General features: G+C 47.5%; 9 protein-coding genes and 2 rRNA genes. 3 read left to right on the forward strand and 8 right to left on the reverse strand.

What is annotated here, in order from left to right; genetic code table 11:
• The first annotated feature begins 9 nt into the window (after nucleotides 1–9).
• The 3 genes from E6P06_RS05875 (at nucleotide 10) to E6P06_RS05885 (ending at nucleotide 5141) form a co-directional block, all read left to right on the forward strand.
• Nucleotides 10–2915: ribosomal RNA gene (locus E6P06_RS05875) — 23S ribosomal RNA — on the forward strand.
• Between the two features lie 95 nt (nucleotides 2916–3010).
• A 5S ribosomal RNA gene (gene rrf, locus E6P06_RS05880) occupies nucleotides 3011–3126 on the forward strand.
• A gap of 293 nt (nucleotides 3127–3419) precedes the next feature.
• Nucleotides 3420–5141, forward strand: a complete 1722-nt coding sequence (locus tag E6P06_RS05885; protein ID WP_139935895.1) for a SulP family inorganic anion transporter — start codon at nucleotides 3420–3422, stop codon at nucleotides 5139–5141.
• Nucleotides 5142–5361: 220 nt separating this feature from the next.
• Here the strand turns inward: E6P06_RS05885 and E6P06_RS05890 are convergent, their stop codons facing one another.
• The 8 genes from E6P06_RS05890 to E6P06_RS05925 form a co-directional block, all read right to left on the reverse strand.
• Nucleotides 5362–7023 (reverse strand): fatty acid--CoA ligase, encoded by a 1662-nt coding sequence (locus E6P06_RS05890; protein WP_139935038.1) that lies wholly within the window; start codon nucleotides 7021–7023, stop codon nucleotides 5362–5364.
• Nucleotides 7024–7777: 754 nt separating this feature from the next.
• Complete coding sequence (locus tag E6P06_RS05895) at nucleotides 7778–8086, reverse strand: hypothetical protein (RefSeq protein WP_231912279.1); 309 nt, start codon at nucleotides 8084–8086, stop codon at nucleotides 7778–7780.
• Nucleotides 8087–8281: 195 nt separating this feature from the next.
• Complete coding sequence (locus E6P06_RS05900) at nucleotides 8282–11398, reverse strand: HsdR family type I site-specific deoxyribonuclease (protein WP_099531361.1); 3117 nt, start codon at nucleotides 11396–11398, stop codon at nucleotides 8282–8284.
• A 116-nt stretch (nucleotides 11399–11514) separates the two neighbouring features.
• Nucleotides 11515–12741: a restriction endonuclease subunit S gene (locus E6P06_RS05905; RefSeq protein ID WP_099531359.1), complete on the reverse strand. Its 1227-nt coding sequence runs from the start codon at nucleotides 12739–12741 to the stop codon at nucleotides 11515–11517.
• Nucleotides 12738–14294 (reverse strand): type I restriction-modification system subunit M, encoded by a 1557-nt coding sequence (locus tag E6P06_RS05910; RefSeq protein WP_103015406.1) that lies wholly within the window; start codon nucleotides 14292–14294, stop codon nucleotides 12738–12740. The genes E6P06_RS05905 and E6P06_RS05910 overlap by 4 nt, the downstream gene beginning before the upstream one ends.
• A 189-nt stretch (nucleotides 14295–14483) precedes the next feature.
• A complete protein-coding gene (locus E6P06_RS05915) occupies nucleotides 14484–16352 on the reverse strand; it encodes a DUF262 domain-containing protein (RefSeq protein WP_231912278.1) in 1869 nt (622 codons plus the stop codon).
• A gap of 70 nt (nucleotides 16353–16422) precedes the next feature.
• Nucleotides 16423–16734: a hypothetical protein gene (locus tag E6P06_RS05920; protein WP_103015405.1), complete on the reverse strand. Its 312-nt coding sequence runs from the start codon at nucleotides 16732–16734 to the stop codon at nucleotides 16423–16425.
• A 58-nt stretch (nucleotides 16735–16792) separates the two neighbouring features.
• On the reverse strand, nucleotides 16793–17506 hold the full coding sequence (locus E6P06_RS05925) for a YafY family protein (protein ID WP_103015404.1): 714 nt from the start codon (nucleotides 17504–17506) through the stop codon (nucleotides 16793–16795).
• Nucleotides 17507–17596: the final 90 nt, after the last annotated feature.

Here is a 17596-nt window from a genome sequence, read left to right on the forward strand (position 1 = left end):
GGGTTGTGAGGTTAAGCGACTAAGCGTACACGGTGGATGCCCTGGCAGTCAGAGGCGATGAAGGACGTGCTAATCTGCGATAAGCGTCGGTAAGGTGATATGAACCGTTATAACCGGCGATTTCCGAATGGGGAAACCCAGTGTGTTTCGACACACTATCATTACGTGAATACATAGCGTAATGAAGCGAACCGGGGGAACTGAAACATCTAAGTACCCCGAGGAAAAGAAATCAACCGAGATTCCCCCAGTAGCGGCGAGCGAACGGGGAGCAGCCCAGAGTCTGAATCAGCTTGTGTGTTAGTGGAACGGTCTGGAAAGTCCGACGGTACAGGGTGATAGTCCCGTACACCAAAATGCACAGGTTGTGAACTCGAAGAGTAGGGCGGGACACGTGGTATCCTGTCTGAATATGGGGGGACCATCCTCCAAGGCTAAATACTCCTGACTGACCGATAGTGAACCAGTACCGTGAGGGAAAGGCGAAAAGAACCCCGGCGAGGGGAGTGAAAAAGAACCTGAAACCGTGTACGTACAAGCAGTGGGAGCCTCTTTATGGGTGACTGCGTACCTTTTGTATAATGGGTCAGCGACTTATATTCTGTAGCAAGGTTAACCGTATAGGGGAGCCGAAGGGAAACCGAGTCTTAACTGGGCGTTAAGTTGCAGGGTATAGACCCGAAACCCGGTGATCTAGCCATGGGCAGGTTGAAGGTTGGGTAACACTAACTGGAGGACCGAACCGACTAATGTTGAAAAATTAGCGGATGACTTGTGGCTGGGGGTGAAAGGCCAATCAAACCGGGAGATAGCTGGTTCTCCCCGAAAGCTATTTAGGTAGCGCCTCGTGAATTCATCTTCGGGGGTAGAGCACTGTTTCGGCTAGGGGGTCATCCCGACTTACCAACCCGATGCAAACTGCGAATACCGAAGAATGTTATCACGGGAGACACACGGCGGGTGCTAACGTCCGTCGTGAAGAGGGAAACAACCCAGACCGCCAGCTAAGGTCCCAAAGTCATGGTTAAGTGGGAAACGATGTGGGAAGGCACAGACAGCCAGGATGTTGGCTTAGAAGCAGCCATCATTTAAAGAAAGCGTAATAGCTCACTGGTCGAGTCGGCCTGCGCGGAAGATGTAACGGGGCTAAACCATGCACCGAAGCTGCGGCAGCGACACTATGTGTTGTTGGGTAGGGGAGCGTTCTGTAAGCCGTTGAAGGTGTATCGTGAGGTATGCTGGAGGTATCAGAAGTGCGAATGCTGACATAAGTAACGATAATGCGGGTGAAAAACCCGCACGCCGGAAGACCAAGGGTTCCTGTCCAACGTTAATCGGGGCAGGGTGAGTCGACCCCTAAGGCGAGGCCGAAAGGCGTAGTCGATGGGAAACAGGTTAATATTCCTGTACTTGGTGTTACTGCGAAGGGGGGACGGAGAAGGCTATGTTAGCCGGGCGACGGTTGTCCCGGTTTAAGCATGTAGGCGGAGGTTCCAGGTAAATCCGGTACCTTTTTAACGCTGAGGTGTGATGACGAGGCACTACGGTGCTGAAGTAACAAATGCCCTGCTTCCAGGAAAAGCCTCTAAGCATCAGGTAACACGAAATCGTACCCCAAACCGACACAGGTGGTCAGGTAGAGAATACCAAGGCGCTTGAGAGAACTCGGGTGAAGGAACTAGGCAAAATGGTGCCGTAACTTCGGGAGAAGGCACGCTGATATGTAGGTGAAGCGGTTTACCCGTGGAGCTGAAATCAGTCGAAGATACCAGCTGGCTGCAACTGTTTATTAAAAACACAGCACTGTGCAAACACGAAAGTGGACGTATACGGTGTGACGCCTGCCCGGTGCCGGAAGGTTAATTGATGGGGTTATCCGTAAGGAGAAGCTCTTGATCCCCGGCCCGGTAAACGGCGGCCGTAACTATAACGGTCCTAAGGTAGCGAAATTCCTTGTCGGGTAAGTTCCGACCTGCACGAATGGCGTAATGATGGCCAGGCTGTCTCCACCCGAGACTCAGTGAAATTGAACTCGCTGTGAAGATGCAGTGTACCCGCGGCAAGACGGAAAGACCCCGTGAACCTTTACTATAGCTTGACACTGAACACTGGTCCTTGATGTGTAGGATAGGTGGGAGGCTTTGAAGTGTGGACGCCAGTCTGCATGGAGCCATCCTTGAAATACCACCCTTTAATGGCTGGTGTTCTAACGTGGACCCGTGATCCGGGTTGCGGACAGTGTCTGGTGGGTAGTTTGACTGGGGCGGTCTCCTCCTAAAGAGTAACGGAGGAGCACGAAGGTTAGCTAATCCTGGTCGGACATCAGGAGGTTAGTGCAAAGGCATAAGCTAGCTTGACTGCGAGAGTGACGGCTCGAGCAGGTGCGAAAGCAGGTCTTAGTGATCCGGTGGTTCTGAATGGAAGGGCCATCGCTCAACGGATAAAAGGTACTCCGGGGATAACAGGCTGATACCGCCCAAGAGTTCATATCGACGGCGGTGTTTGGCACCTCGATGTCGGCTCATCACATCCTGGGGCTGAAGTAGGTCCCAAGGGTATGGCTGTTCGCCATTTAAAGTGGTACGCGAGCTGGGTTTAGAACGTCGTGAGACAGTTCGGTCCCTATCTGCCGTGGGCGCTGGAGAATTGAGGGGGGCTGCTCCTAGTACGAGAGGACCGGAGTGGACGCATCACTGGTGTTCGGGTTGTCATGCCAATGGCATTGCCCGGTAGCTAAATGCGGAAGAGATAAGTGCTGAAAGCATCTAAGCACGAAACTTGCCCCGAGATGAGTTCTCCCTGAGACTTTAAGTCTCCTGAAGGAACGTTGAAGACGACGACGTTGATAGGTCGGGTGTGTAAGTGTAGCGATACATTGAGCTAACCGATACTAATGAACCGTGAGGCTTAACCTTACAACGCCGAAGATGTTTTGGCGAAAGACAGACATGATATTCAGCTTGATACAGATAACATTAACCGGCGAAAAGCGGGTTAATAACAGAATTTGCCTGGCGGCTGTAGCGCGGTGGTCCCACCTGATCCCATGCCGAACTCAGAAGTGAAACGCCGTAGCGCCGATGGTAGTGTGGGGTCTCCCCATGCGAGAGTAGGGAACTGCCAGGCATCAAATAAAGTGAAGAAGCCCATCCTGACGGATGGGCTTTTTTGCGTGTGTGCGGGGTAAAACCGCCGGGCTGAACGTATTGTGCAGGCCTGATAAGCGCAGCGCATCACGCACATCGCAGCACCATCGGGTGCAAAGCAATATCCTGAGCCTCCATAACACAAGCCATTCTGCGGCATACGCGATAAACACCCAATCTGAATTATCTGTATTACCTCCCGAAAATATCAGGATCTCCTGCGGCAGTTACGTGTACCTTTATCTATTAGTAAGGGTCAATCCGGAGAATAAAGTGTTCGGAAAAATGGTATTAAACTACATGCCGGGTCTAAAAAATTTATTAGCGTACGATAAAAGCTGGCTAAAACATGATGTTAAAGCCGGGTTATCCGTTGCTGCCGTAGCACTACCGGTTGCGATTGCTTACGCTGAGTTGGCGGGAGTCGGGGCTATCGTCGGGTTATATTCCTGCGTTTTGCCAATGCTAGCTTATGCACTGTTTGGTTCTTCCCGCCAATTGATTGTTGGCCCTGATGCCACGACCTGCGCGGTAATTGCGGCAGTTGTGGTTCCTCTTTCTGCCGGAAATCCAGAACTCCACTGGCAGTTAACAATCGTCATGACCGTGATGATGGGAGGATGGTGTCTACTTGCCAGTAAGTTTCGCCTGGGTGCGCTTGCTGATCTGCTTTCTCATCCCATTCTAACGGGGCTGCTTAATGGTGTTGCCGTGACGATTATTGTCGGGCAACTCGGTAAGGTGCTGGGGATTACGCTTGATGAAGAGCAAGTGATAGAGAAGATTATTGCCCTGCCAGGCCGACTCTCGGAAATTCATTTATTAACCTTAGGGATCTCCATCCTAACGTTAGCGATTTTAATAGCTATCAAAACGTTTCGTAGCCAATGGCCAGCACCGTTGATTGCAATTGTGATAACAACGGCGCTGGTATGGATCACATCTGCACAGCAGTATGGTATTGCCACTATTGGGGGATCGGGCTTCCAGTCTGGTTTGCCTGTTGTTCACTGGGGCTCATTTCAGCCTGGTCTGGCGCGTGATTTATTGATCCCTGCGCTGAACCTGGCATTAGTCAGTTTTGTTAGCCTGATGCTAACCGCTCGCAGTTTTGCCGCGAAAAATGGATACGAAATAAATGTTGATGCTGAGTTCAGGGCTTTGGGTGTTGCGAATCTGATGTCTGGCTTATCTCAGGGGTTTGCGATTAGCGGAGCCGATTCCCGGACTGCGGTAAATGACTCCACCGGAGGGAAAAGCCAGCTGGTTTCCGTTGTTGCAGCCTTAATCATCGGAATTGTCGTGGTATTTTTCACGCAGCCATTACCATTTATTCCGGTATCTGCATTAGGCATTGTTCTAATTTATGCATCGTGGTCATTGATTGATTTACGCGGACTCTGGAATCTGAGGCGAAGAAATAAACCCGCATTTCGCCTGGCGTTCTTCACCTTTGGCTGTGTTCTGATTATTGGTGTTATTCAGGGGATCGGCCTTGCGGTATTGCTGGGTCTGTTGCAGTTCCTGCGCACAGTTTTTCGTCCTACTGAACACTTATTGGGAATTGACGAAAATGGGATGATTCACTCATTAGGTAATTCAACTGATGTGAAAATGATCCCTGGCGTGTTGATGTACCGATTTAACTCACCGCTGACCTATTTTAATGTGGCCTATTTTAAGCGCCGCGTTTTGAATTTAGTCGATGGTGCAGTACTACAACCTAAATGGGTGGTCATTGACGCCGTTTCTTGCTTTACCTATTCAGATATCAGCGTCCTGGCAACCATTAATGAGTTAAAACGGGACCTGAAGGGGCGGCAGATTAAGTTAATTCTTGCGGGCCGGAAAACGGAGTTAACACGCTGGTTTAAAGAGAGTCGACCGACAATGAAAGACGACGACATGATTCTGGCACCAGACCTTTATTTAGCGCTGCGGTTTATTCAAAGCAAAGAAAGCATGAGTGAGGGTGAATCTGGCGTTGTTGAATAAAGCAGATTTAGGTAAATGATCAGGCTGGATGGAAGGCGCTGAGGACGGGTTTTTCGTCCAGCAGGACCTGACATCGACCAGAACCCCATGTTGCTAAAGGGGGGATCAGCATCCGCCCGGGGACGGTGAGTTCCCCGGCAGAGCATTGATATCGGCAAGCTACCTGAAATATAAGCAGTGTGACTGTTGTTAACCTTACGCTGTGAATGCGACAGATCGCTTAAATGATATCCTTCCCATTGCTGGCTTCGAGCTCCCGAATCAGGCGCTTGTTGATCTTGCCAACGCTGGTTTTGGGAATATCCGGGACTATCCTTATCTGTCGTGGGATCGCCCATTTAGTGATGTGGCCGCGGTCGACGAATCCTTGTAGATATGTCGCTATGGCTTGCGGCTCCAGGTCCTCCCCTTCCTTGCAAACCACCAGAGCCAGGGGGCGTTCGCCCCACTGCTCATCAGGTATCCCGACGACGGCTACCGACCTGACCGCCGCGTGTGAGCTGATGAGGCTCTCAAGCTCCAGCGTGCTTATCCACTCACCGCCCGTCTTGATTACGTCTTTGATGCGATCCTTGATTTCCACTATTCCATGGGGATCGATAGAGGCTATGTCGCCGGTGTGCAGCCAACTGCCATTCCATAGCTCAGCTCCTTTCTCGGGTTCCTTCAGGTAGCCCTGAGTCAACCAAGGGGCTCGCACCACTATTTCGCCCAGGGCTTCTCCGTCGTGCACCACCTCCCGACCTTCGCCATCGACGATACGCAGATCCACCAACGGGACAGGCAGGCCGGTCCGAATCCGCAGGGGTAACTGTTCATCCATGGGAAGGGCCAGCTCGGCATCGCTTAAGTGGGTCATACAGAGCAGGGGACAGGTCTCAGACATGCCATAGCCGGCGTGAATGCGTATGCCCCTAAGGTGGGCCTGTGTCGCCAGTCCAAGGGACAGTGAACTGCCACCCAGTAACATCTTCCATCCTGACAGATCAGTCTGCGTGGCTCCTTCGCACTCAAGGATCATCTGCAAAATGGTTGGCACACAATGCGAGAAGGTCACACCCTCATCGTGATAAAACCGCACCAGTTTGTTGGGTTCGTAACGACCGGGGTATACCTGCTTCACACCCAGCATTGTTGCGACATAAGGAGCGCCCCAGGCATGCACGTGGAACATAGGGGTGATCGGCATGTAGACATCGTTCGATCGTAGCAGCGACTGTCCCTCGTGGGCAGCCAGGAGACCCAGCTCATTGAGCGTGTGCAGGACCAACTGGCGATGGCTGAAGTAGACTCCCTTGGGATTGCCCGTGGTTCCAGTGGTATAGAACAAGGTAGCTATCGAGTTTTCATCGAAGTCGGGGAAGTCAAAGAGTTCTCCCGCTGCGGCGAGCAGGTTCTCATATTCCCCTAGTACCGGCAGGCTGGTCGCCTTCGATTCTTCGTCGCTAAGCTGGATGTATCCCCGGACACTGGTCAGCGTCTCAGCCAGTGACTCGACAACCGGCAAGAAGTCGTCGTGCACCAGTACCAGGTTGTCCTCGGCATGATTCATGGTGTAAGCGATTTGGTCCGCCGAGAAGCGGACGTTCACCGTGTGCAGCACGGCCCCAATCATGGGTACCGCGAAGAAGCACTCGAGGGCGCGATGGCTGTCCCAATCTAGCAGGGCGACGGTGTCTCCAGGCATGACACCGGCCGCTGTCAGCATGTTTGCCAGGCGATGAATGCGCTGTTTGAGGGTACGATAGTCGTAACGGAGCTTATCGGCGTAGACGATTTCTCGCTCGGGATGAGAACGCCCACCCGACAGCAGTAGGCTCTTGATCAGCAACGGATAGGCATGAGCCCCCTGCGCTGACTGTATGATTTTTGTTTTCACCATCCAGATTCCTCGTTGACTCACTATTTGCTCGGTATGATGGCAATTGTAGATTAAGGTTGGCCTTTACTCCCTGGCGTTTGCTTCAGATATCGAGGCGGCGACCAGTTCCAGCCCCTGGGGATGAATGTGCGTACCTTGCAACGCGATCGGGTTATTCGCTACCTGCAGAATCCTGGCTACTCTATGCCCGGTTCCTTCATCCGCTGGTTCAGTGCCCAAGGTTGTTCAGATAAATTACTCAAATCTGGCCTACGGTTAAGCACGTCAGAAAAAGAGGTGTGCCTGATACCGCTATATTTTTTGCAGTACCATCGTGGTCTCACTGAAAGGTTTAACTGGCGTGATGAGGTAGGGTAGGAGTCGCTGTGGACAGAACGATCAGAACCCTGAAAGCAAAAAACCCGCCATAGGCGGGTTCTTCTGAATAGTGGTGCCCGGACTCGGAATCGAACCAAGGACACGGGGATTTTCAATCCCTTTAAAAGAGCCCAAACGATCCATCAGCACTAACAGTTTTTTACTGGTTTACCTTGAGAAAAATGTTTAAGTTTGGTTCTTCATGACTTAAGTATTGCTTAAATACGGTGTTTCGAAGCTACCAGAATCCTACCATTATGAGCCTATACCCATAGAAGAGAAATTATCTCCCGTTCTCGCGATTCAATGACTAAAAATCAGACGGTGCAGGCTTTTAGATACTGATATTATATCTTTTGGGTAAAGTATTAATCTCTGTTGAGATAGGCTCTTAGCCCTAAAATAGCCGAGCAGCAAACGCCAAAACAACAATACTAACATTACCATTAACTGTCGCGATGGTTCTGAGTCGATCGTCTTTAAGTGTTTTACCATCAAATGTTGCGATGGTGCGGAGTCGGTCGTCTTTCAGGCTTTTACCGTCAAAGGTAGCGATGGTGCGGAGTCGGTCGTCTTTTAGGGCTTTACCATCAAACGTCGCGATGGTCCTCAGTCGATCATCTTTCAAGGTCTTGCCATCAAAGGTCGCGATAGTCGATCGTCTTTTATAGTTACGCTCATAAGTATTCTCCTGTGATACATCCATTCAGTACTTTACCATCCAAAATCAAGCACTGGTTTCTGTAAGTTCTGGACGCTAATTGTTTGAATGTACGTTAAAAATTCATCCAGTTAGCATTAACATTAACCAGCGCTTCATCGATCGTACAGGTCTGACGCAGTTTAAAAGATACAATCTTACCTATAAATTGCGGTGGCGCATTGTTCTTTTATCTGGCAACTAGAGGTGTCCTCCAACCCCTTTAAATTTTTCGATAAACGCCCCAATTTTCTGGAATACAGTCTGCTTTTTCGTTTTGTACTGAGGATTCAACGGACTGAGCTTTGGTAGCGTCTCATTTAGCTCAGTGCCATTTTCGGTAGCATACTCCCGTTTGAGTGATGTGCGGATGTAACGCCTTGCAGCCTCTTCATTGAGGTTTTCTTCCTTAATCAACGCTTCCGCTTCCCGCTGCTGTTCACGCTGAGCATAGGTAAAGAATGCATCAATGATACTGGCCTTGTCCGGCATGTCATCAAGGTTAGTTTGCTGAATAAAGTCAACAATCAGACCTTCTTTGGCACGGTTGCCCAGACTTGACCGGATTAAGCGTCTGACCTCTTCAGTCAGGGCTTCTTTACCTTTTTTCTGACGATTGTGGTCGAAAATCAGACCAAGGATGTAATCCAGGTTAATTTCCTGCGACTTCAGCAGGTCAATTTCAAACACCACGTCATCCCAGTCTGTAGTTGATTTATCCCTGTCGTTTGATGCTTTTTCGCGTCGCTGCCAGTCCCGGATATCATTGTAAGCTGAGCGATAGTCCTGAACTTTACGTTCGGCAGGGAGGCGAATGGTTTGTAATTCAGCAAATTTTTCATCATCCACATAGTGCTCTGCTTTAAAGGTTTCTACCGCTTCCGGGTCACTAATATCAACCTTCTGCAGGGCTTTCAGCGTGGCAAATTCATCATAGTTTTGAAGGATGTTTTCTGCCCGCAGATATTCACCAAACAGTTTGACGAAGGCTTTTTTCTCTTTTTCACTATCGATACTGGCAGGGTCAGGGAAGCGCTGCTCCAGCTCAGAGACAACAGCCATAAAACCTCGTTTAGCTTCGCCGGTTGCCGCATCGGTAAAGCCCTGCATGTACTCTTCGTAGCTTTTTTCCAGCACCACATTCTTGGTGTTTTTGTCGCCAAATAGTGTGATGGCATCAATGGTCGGACGCTCCAGGTCCCTGAAAGTCACGATATTGCCGAAAGTTTTGGTTGCGTCATAGATACGGTTGGTCCGGGAAAATGCCTGCATCAGGCCGTGATAACGCAGGTTTTTGTCAACAAACAGAGTGTTCAGTGTCGGAGCATCAAAGCCGGTTAAGAACATTCCCACCACGATGAGAAGGTCAATATCCTGATTTTTCACTCGTTGAGCTAAATCGCGGTAGTAGTTCTGGAAACCGTTACTGTCAGTGCTGAAATTGGTTTTAAAGCAGGCGTTATAGTCATCAATGGCTGCATCCAGAAATTCCTTCGCACTACTGTTCATCGCGCTGGTATCAAAGCTTTCGTCAGTAATATCACCAATGGCGCTTTGCTCTTCATTTGCAGCAAAGGAGAAGATGGTTGCCACCCGAAGGCATTTATAGCTGCCAGATTTCTTCTCTGCTTCTTCCTGTAGCATTTTAAACGTCGTGTAATAAGCTTTCGCCGCGTCCACGCTGCTAACTGCTAACATGGCGTTAAAGCCCTTAGCTCCCGGGAAGGTTCGGTGCGTTTTCTGCCGGAAGTTATTGAGAATGTATTGCGTTATTTCCTGGATACGCAGGGGGTGCAAAAATGCCTGTTGGTTTTCAGCCGCGCTGAGTTTTTTCTCGTCTGTTTCCGTTTCAAGAGACTTAAACTGTGGGCGGACATCGTTATAGTCCACCTTAAACTTCAGCACTTTTTCATCACGAATCGCATCAGTAATTACGTAAGAATGTAATTCACGTCCGAAGACGCTGGCGGTGGTTTCTGCCCCCAGTGCATTTTCCGGGAAAATAGGCGTACCGGTAAAACCAAACTGATAAAAGCGTCTGAATTTCTTTTTGAGGTTTTTCTGGGCCTCACCGAACTGGCTGCGGTGACACTCATCAAAGATAAACACCACCTGCTGTTGATAGACGGGCAGGTCAGCTTCGGCTTTCATCAGGTTATTGAGTTTCTGAATGGTTGTGACGATGATTTTGTTATCATCCTTATCCAGGTTTCTTCTGAGGCCTGCTGTATTATCCGAACCATTCACACTGTCCGGAGAGAAGCGCTGATACTCCTTCATGGTCTGGTAATCGAGGTCTTTCCTGTCGACCACGAAGAAGACTTTATCAATAAAGTTCAGCCCGGTTGCCAGACGTGCGGCCTTAAAGCTGGTCAGGGTTTTTCCTGACCCTGTGGTATGCCAGATAAATCCACCGCTTTCGGGTTTTGACCAGTTCTTCGCTTTAAATGAGCTGTTAATTTTCCAGAGGATTCGCTCAGTGGCGGCAATCTGATAGGGGCGCATGACCAGCAGTGTCTGGCTGCTATCAAACACGCTGTAATTAAACAGAACATTCAGCAGGGTATGCTTCTGGAAGAAAGTGGCGGTAAAGTCCTTCAGGTCCTTTATCAGGGTGTTATCCGATTTCGCCCAGTTCATGGTGAAATCAAAGCTGTTTTTATCCCGTTTAGTGGTGCTGGCAAAATACCGGGTATCAGTCCCGTTGGAAATCACGAAGAGTTGCAGGTATTTAAACAGGGAGTTATCGCTGTTAAAGCTTTCCTTGCTGTAACGGTGTATCTGGTTAAAGGCTTCACGAATCGCCACGCCACGCTTTTTGAGTTCGATTTGCACCAGCGGCAGGCCGTTAACCAGAATGGTGACGTCATAACGGTTAGCGTGTGAGCCGGTCTGCTCAAACTGCTGAATGACCTGCACCTTATTGCGCAGCAGGTTCTTTTTATCTATCAGATAGATGTTTTCCAGACGACCATCATCAAACGTAAAATCACAGATATAGTCGATATGGATTTTACGGGTTTTGTCCAGGCTGCTGTCACTGGGGCTGTCGAGATACTGCTCTGCGAAACGCCGCCATTCACTTTCGTTAAACACCACACCATTAAGACGCTGAAGTTGGTCCCGCACATTCGCCAGCATCGCAGTCGGTGACTTAACGGAGATAAACTCATAACCCTGATTAAGAAGGTCCTGAATCAGCTCCCGCTCAAGGTCCGATTCGCTCTGGTAGCTGTCACCAGTCTCCAGAACTTTGGTGAATTTATCAAGGATGATAAAGTTATTGGATTCAGCAATCGTGTGTGTCTGTTGTGTCATGGTGCATCCTGTGCGTCATCTGGCAAAGCCCGGAAGGGTATCAGAAGCATCTTCCGGCATTCGTAAAGCCTGATACCGGGCGGGTGAGAACAAACCCTGCCGGTATCAATAGTCCGTCAGTTGCTGGCGGTTTCTGGTCTCGGGAAGCTGAACAGCAAGTCACGATAGTATTCGTACTGTTTCTGGCGCAGCTCGATTTCCCGAGGTAAGCCTTCAGTCAATGAGAATGTTATAGCCTCTAATTTGTCCAGAATTCCGACTATTCGCTGTTGTTCGAGCATTGATTTCTCTGGTGATGCCGGGAAGGGTATAGGCACAGTAATTTTCTCGACCTGATGGCTCATTAGCTTAGGATTACCCATACCTGAATAGACATGCTTTTGGGCTTCTATTGAAAGCCAATAGTAAAGATACTTATAGCTAATTGGATAATTTTCATGAATTTTGATTAGCCCACAAACATTCGTGATGGAGAATTTCCCTGTACGGTAGAAAACCGTTCCAGCATTTGCACCATCTGTTGTCCAACTAATAAATTCACCATCAAAGTCGTAAGTATCTATTGAGCCAATCATCCCATTTCTTGCGGTTTGGGAACTATAAACGGGGTAGTCTCCTGCATTCTGTTCGAGATACCCTTTAGACATGACTCTTCCGCGTCTTAATATTGCTACATCAGCTAGCGTTTTCCACTCAACTTCGGCCTCGTCAAAACAAAGCAACTGGTCACGATAGTAGTTGTACTGATTTTTTCGCATGGTAAGCTCAGCTGTAAGCTCAGCTGTAAGAGCAGTAAATCTATCCAGAATTCGGACGATTTCAGACTGGATGGTCAGAGACTTTTCTGGATTGTTTGAACAGGGAATTGGAATTTTAATTTTAGATAAATCGCCACTGGAAACCCGTCGGACTTTAGCTCCAGTAATATATTTCATTTTTTGTGTTTGAAATATTTCGGACTGGAAGAAATAGGCGAGATATTTAACATTTTGCTCGTGGCGAAATAACATCATATCTCCGGAAATAGCAACGTTATCGCCAAGCCAGGCTAAAGGTTTTACTACATCTTCATCGTTTTCTGATGTTGTTGCTAGCAATAAGTCATTTTTTTGAGCCTTTCTCAGCTTATTGGCTAGTTCTGGAAGCACGTAAGTAAATGTTTTATCAGCTGATAACCCATACCTTGTATAAATCTGACCGTAATGTATTGCTGGAAAACCACTTTCAACGAAATCTTTTTTCTGTAGTCCATTGCCACGTATGAAATCGCCAAGCTCTCCCAGTGACAACCATTCAACATCAACTCCATCCAGCAATTTGTTCAGAAAGTTCAACCCACTCATGATTGCGCCTCGTCACCTTCAATCTTTGCCACAATTGAGTCGATATCCTTACGTAACTGTTCGATTTTGCCGACGGTGATTTTTAGCTCGGCATTCAGTTCGGAAATATCAATTATTTCGCGAGTATTCAAGGCTTCGACGTAGCTGCTGACTGACAGGTTATAGTTATTGGCAGCAACTGTTTCTTGAAGTACAGTTTTCGCCAAATGGTCAACGTCTGTTTTGCTGGCAAAGACCTGCATAATCTGTTCAATATGACCATCAGTCAGGATATTGTTATTGGTTTCTTTCTTAAACAACCCGCTGGCGTCAATAAACTGAACGCGGGTATCTGTTTTGTGCTTTGACATCACCAGAATGTTAACGGCAATGGTGGTGCCGAAGAACAGATTCGGTGCCAGAGAAATCACCGTTTCAACATAGTTATTGTCGACCAGGTACTGGCGGATTTTCTGCTCTGCACCGCCACGGTAGAAAATACCGGGGAAACAAACTATTGCTGCGCGCCCTTTAGCTGACAGGTAGTTTAGCGCATGTAGCACAAACGCAAAGTCAGCTTTTGATTTCGGGGCCAGTACGCCAGCAGGAGCAAAACGCTCATCGTTAATCAGGGTCGGGTCGTCACTACCAATCCACTTAACCGAGTACGGCGGGTTAGAGACAATCGCATCAAACGGTTTCTCATCGCTAAAGTGAGGCTCAGTCAGAGTATTACCGAGTCTAATATCGAATTTGTCGTAGTTAATGTTATGCAGGAACATATTCATACGCGCCAGGTTAAACGTTGTATGGTTTATCTCCTGACCAAAAAAACCTTCTTCGATAATGTGGTTATCAAAGTGCTTCTTCGCCTGAAGCAGCAGGGAGCCAGAGCCAGCAGCAGGGTCATAGATTCTGTTGACGTGAGTCTGTCCGTGCATAGCCAGTTGTGCAATGAGTTTTGAAACATGCTGTGGCGTGAAGAACTCCCCTCCAGACTTCCCAGCATTCGCCGCATAGTTTGAAATCAGGAACTCGTAGGCATCACCGAACAGGTCAATCTGGTGCTCATTAAAATCCCCGAGCTTTAGCCCCTCAACGCCTTTCAGAACGGCAGCAAGACGGCTGTTTTTGTCTTTGACGGTGTTACCCAGTCGATTGCTGGTCGTATCGAAATCGGCAAAGAGGCCTTTGATGTCGGCCTCGGACGGATAGCCGTAGGCAGAGCTTTCAATAGCGACGAAGATACTGTTTAAATCAGCATTCAGCCTGTCGTTGGTGTTCGCTTTAGCGGCAACGTTGCAGAACAGCTGGCTCGGGTAAATGAAATAGCCTTTAGTCCTGATGGCATCGTCTTTGATGTCATCGGTAATGATGCTGTCATCAAGTGCTGCATAATGTATGCTCTCATCCCCTGCTTCCATGTAGCTGGAAAAATTCTCACTGATGAAGCGATAGAAAAGTGCACCGAGTACATACTGTTTAAAATCCCATCCGTCTACGGAGCCTCTGACATCATTGGCAATGGCCCAGATTTGACGGTGTAGCTCGGCACGCTGCTGAAGGCTTGTCATTTTGTATCCTGTTGTATGATTCTTAACTACTTTTATTGGCCCAATTTTATCGCAATTTCATATTGATGACAGGCTTTGTTGACCACTACAGTTTGCCCGATTGTGTAAGCAGCGCTCTTTCAGTCAGGCCAGTAGAAACGTTGTGCTGACGATAAATACTGAAGCCCCAATACTATCGGGGCTGAACGTTCAGTCGGTGAAAATTTCTTCATCCGTATCCATTGTGGATGGTGATGAATCTATTTTTGTTGTAAGAAATACCCGATTCAGCAGTCTTTGCTTCAGGGCGTTTCTTCGCTCATTGTAGAATTCCGGGAAGCGACTGAACTCAATATTGTCATCTGAAACTAACAACATTGATGGCGTATAGTTGTTTGATGAATGAGATAGCCATTGTTTCAGGGAAGTATCCTGTTTACTTATATTCTGAGAATGATTCAGTAAATGAAGATTCGGTATGGTGTCCCAGTGTTCCGGGTTTTCATAAAAGCTGAGGTTCTCTGGTGAGTTCGCAACATAATCTAATCTTTCAAGATATTTCTTTGAGAAGTGATTTCTTGGGTGAAGGTGATCAATATGAAACACCTCGGTCGGATTCATTTCAGGGAACAGAAGATGCAATAGTGCGCGGCAACGACCTTCGCCATATCTGATATTGAGAAGGCTTTCGATGTATTCGTCGTCAAATCTGAGGTCCTTATTCGAGCCTTTATATCTGTCAATAATCTTCTCAAGAGGGAAATGAATATCTGAAAGACTATTTTTCATTACATCTCTGATGCTCGTGAGTAGCGCATCGGCCTGGCTTCCAAAGATCCCTTTCAGAAGTACCATGTAAAACCACTGGCTAATTACTGAGCGTTCATTGTGGTTTTTATTCAGGAGGTTAATCGTTGTATATAATGGATGTCCACTGGTTTGCTTTTTGTAAAGCCAGTAGGCCACAGGAATGACTGCATTTTTAGATATCAAAGACTGTGGATTGATGCCGAATCGCCTGATAAGAATAAAGGTCTCCTTGATACAGGATTTTATTTCAGACCATTGTTGTTGTATCTTACCGACCTCCTCTGAAGTGAAGTTTTTTACTTTGAACCGGACGTCAGAATCAATAAGCATCAGGCTGGTTTTTAAGAACCAGTCTCTTTCAATATAAAACCCCATTTCATTATTCTGATAAATGTTTTTTGTCAGTTCATCCAGTTCTCTTCTGAAATCACCCTGCCAGTGCGCTACCGCTATTGACATCAGTAAGTCGGAGAACTCAAGTTTTGTCCCCCCGCTGTTCGTGCGGATGAAAACATCCAGCACATGATCAATGTCCTGACTGCTCTCATTGAAGTAGTGGATAAGATTTTCAGTTCTTATCTTGGTATAAAGTCTCAGTAATGTTTTTCTGGAAAATTCACTGGAAATGAGTCCTCTTTTTTCGAGTTCTGGTTCGACAACGTTAAATAAAATATCATCCGGAGAATCATGTTGCTCGTATTTGAATATTTCGTGCAGGCAGAACCAGTGATGTTTGTTGTCTGTAAGTGAATCAGCGTATTGCTTGTCGGTGAGGAACCTGAAGTTGTACTTCATCATGAGTTCGTCGTCTGACTTAAGTGGCGCTGTTAAATCGACGTAAAGCTTTCTGGGCGGCAGGATGCGATCATCCTGTGCCGAAGGCCACCACACCCGGGGCTGTTTATACGCATACGTTCCACACAATCCAATATATAATGATGTGAGACGCTGCTGACCGTCAATCACCGCCTTGAAATCATGAAATCCAGCATTTGTTGCTACGCAGGGGTTTTCTTCATTAAATCGCTGACAGTATTCTTTCAGGAATTCATAGAATTTGTAATCATTTTTAATACTGGCACTACGGATATCCCACATCATGAAAGAGTTTATCGGGTAGTCTCGCATGATGGAATCAAACAGCAAACATATTTGACTGCTGCTCCAGACGAACTTCCTCTGAATTGCAGGCAGAAGATAGTGGCGTAAATTAATTGAATCTATCGCTTGTTTTATCGTTATTGCTTTTTCATACTGGCCAGCCATCATAAACCTCATATGTTATATTAGCTGGCCTATTTTAATTTATTGCGTGTCGGTAGTACAGTCTTTGCACAAACTAATTTATGCAATGGAAAAGCTGACGGCTCGGTTTGTGTTTTTCATTCGGGTAGACTCGCATTGCGGATGCACAAAGTGATGAAACCTGTCTTGCTATATTTTTACCGAAGTTAACAAGTAGGCCGTGCTTTATTTTTTCACCCTCTGCCCTGATGCTGATGATAAAGCTGAACTGATATACGATTACCTCAATGAAGTCATTGCCAAATGTTATAATGGCGGCATTGTTTATTTCATGTTCATAATCCCTCAGGTCAGTGTTAAGTCTTGCTGTTGCATCTACAAGTGCGTATTCTTTATCGATAATCATAACTTTCTCACTTATCATGTTAATGTGATTTAATCATCACTAATAATATGTTGTGATTTTAATTACGATTATTCGTCTGTTTTCTCCCGTAATGCATTATCTGATGAATAATGTTCATGTGGGGTAAGGCTTCCATAAAGTCAGACTGTTCAATCAGCGAAATGAGTGTGTTATCGATCTCAAACGTTGTATCCGGTAATACCTCAACCAGCCTGATTCGGGACAGGGAAATAACGAACACGCCCGATGACGTACATCCGGCAAGAAACCACTCCGCATGGCTGCAAAGCAGACGGTAGGGATGAACGGTATGGCTGACGTTTTCGTCGGTTCTGATACGCACCTGGGTCTGGTTAAGTATGGCGAGCGTCAGTCTGCTGAAATCACCAAAGAGCGTGGGTTTCTGGTGCGGCTCCGGTAGCATAATCCTGTATGGCGAGGGACGTTCCCCGTCAAGCATCAGGCTCAGTAGTTTGGCATCCATCGCGGGTAACAGACGGTCAAGATGCAGCAACCTCGCCAGTATCTTCATATCCCGTTCCGTGCGGCGACGAAAGTAATGCGAAGCGAGCTGATATACGCCGTTGTTCTGTTCAATATCAAGGTAGGTCAGACGGACGTTGAAATCCCGTCGCAGCGTTCGCGTCGTCACTCCAAATTCTTCTGCCAGCGTCCCGATATGCAGCTTTTCACCCTGAAACAAACGGCTCAGGATGATGGAAAGGCGGGTTGCCAGTCTGTCATGTTCGTTTTCTTGTGTTATCAGCGTCATACATCATTTCCGAATTTAGCCGGGAAATAATGCCAGCAGTAGCGGACAGGATTTGTCCGCCCTCTGAAGTTTTTTAAAGTCTGAATACCT

This window comes from Citrobacter sp. CF971 (assembly GCF_006385635.1).
Lineage (GTDB): Bacteria > Pseudomonadota > Gammaproteobacteria > Enterobacterales > Enterobacteriaceae > Citrobacter > Citrobacter freundii.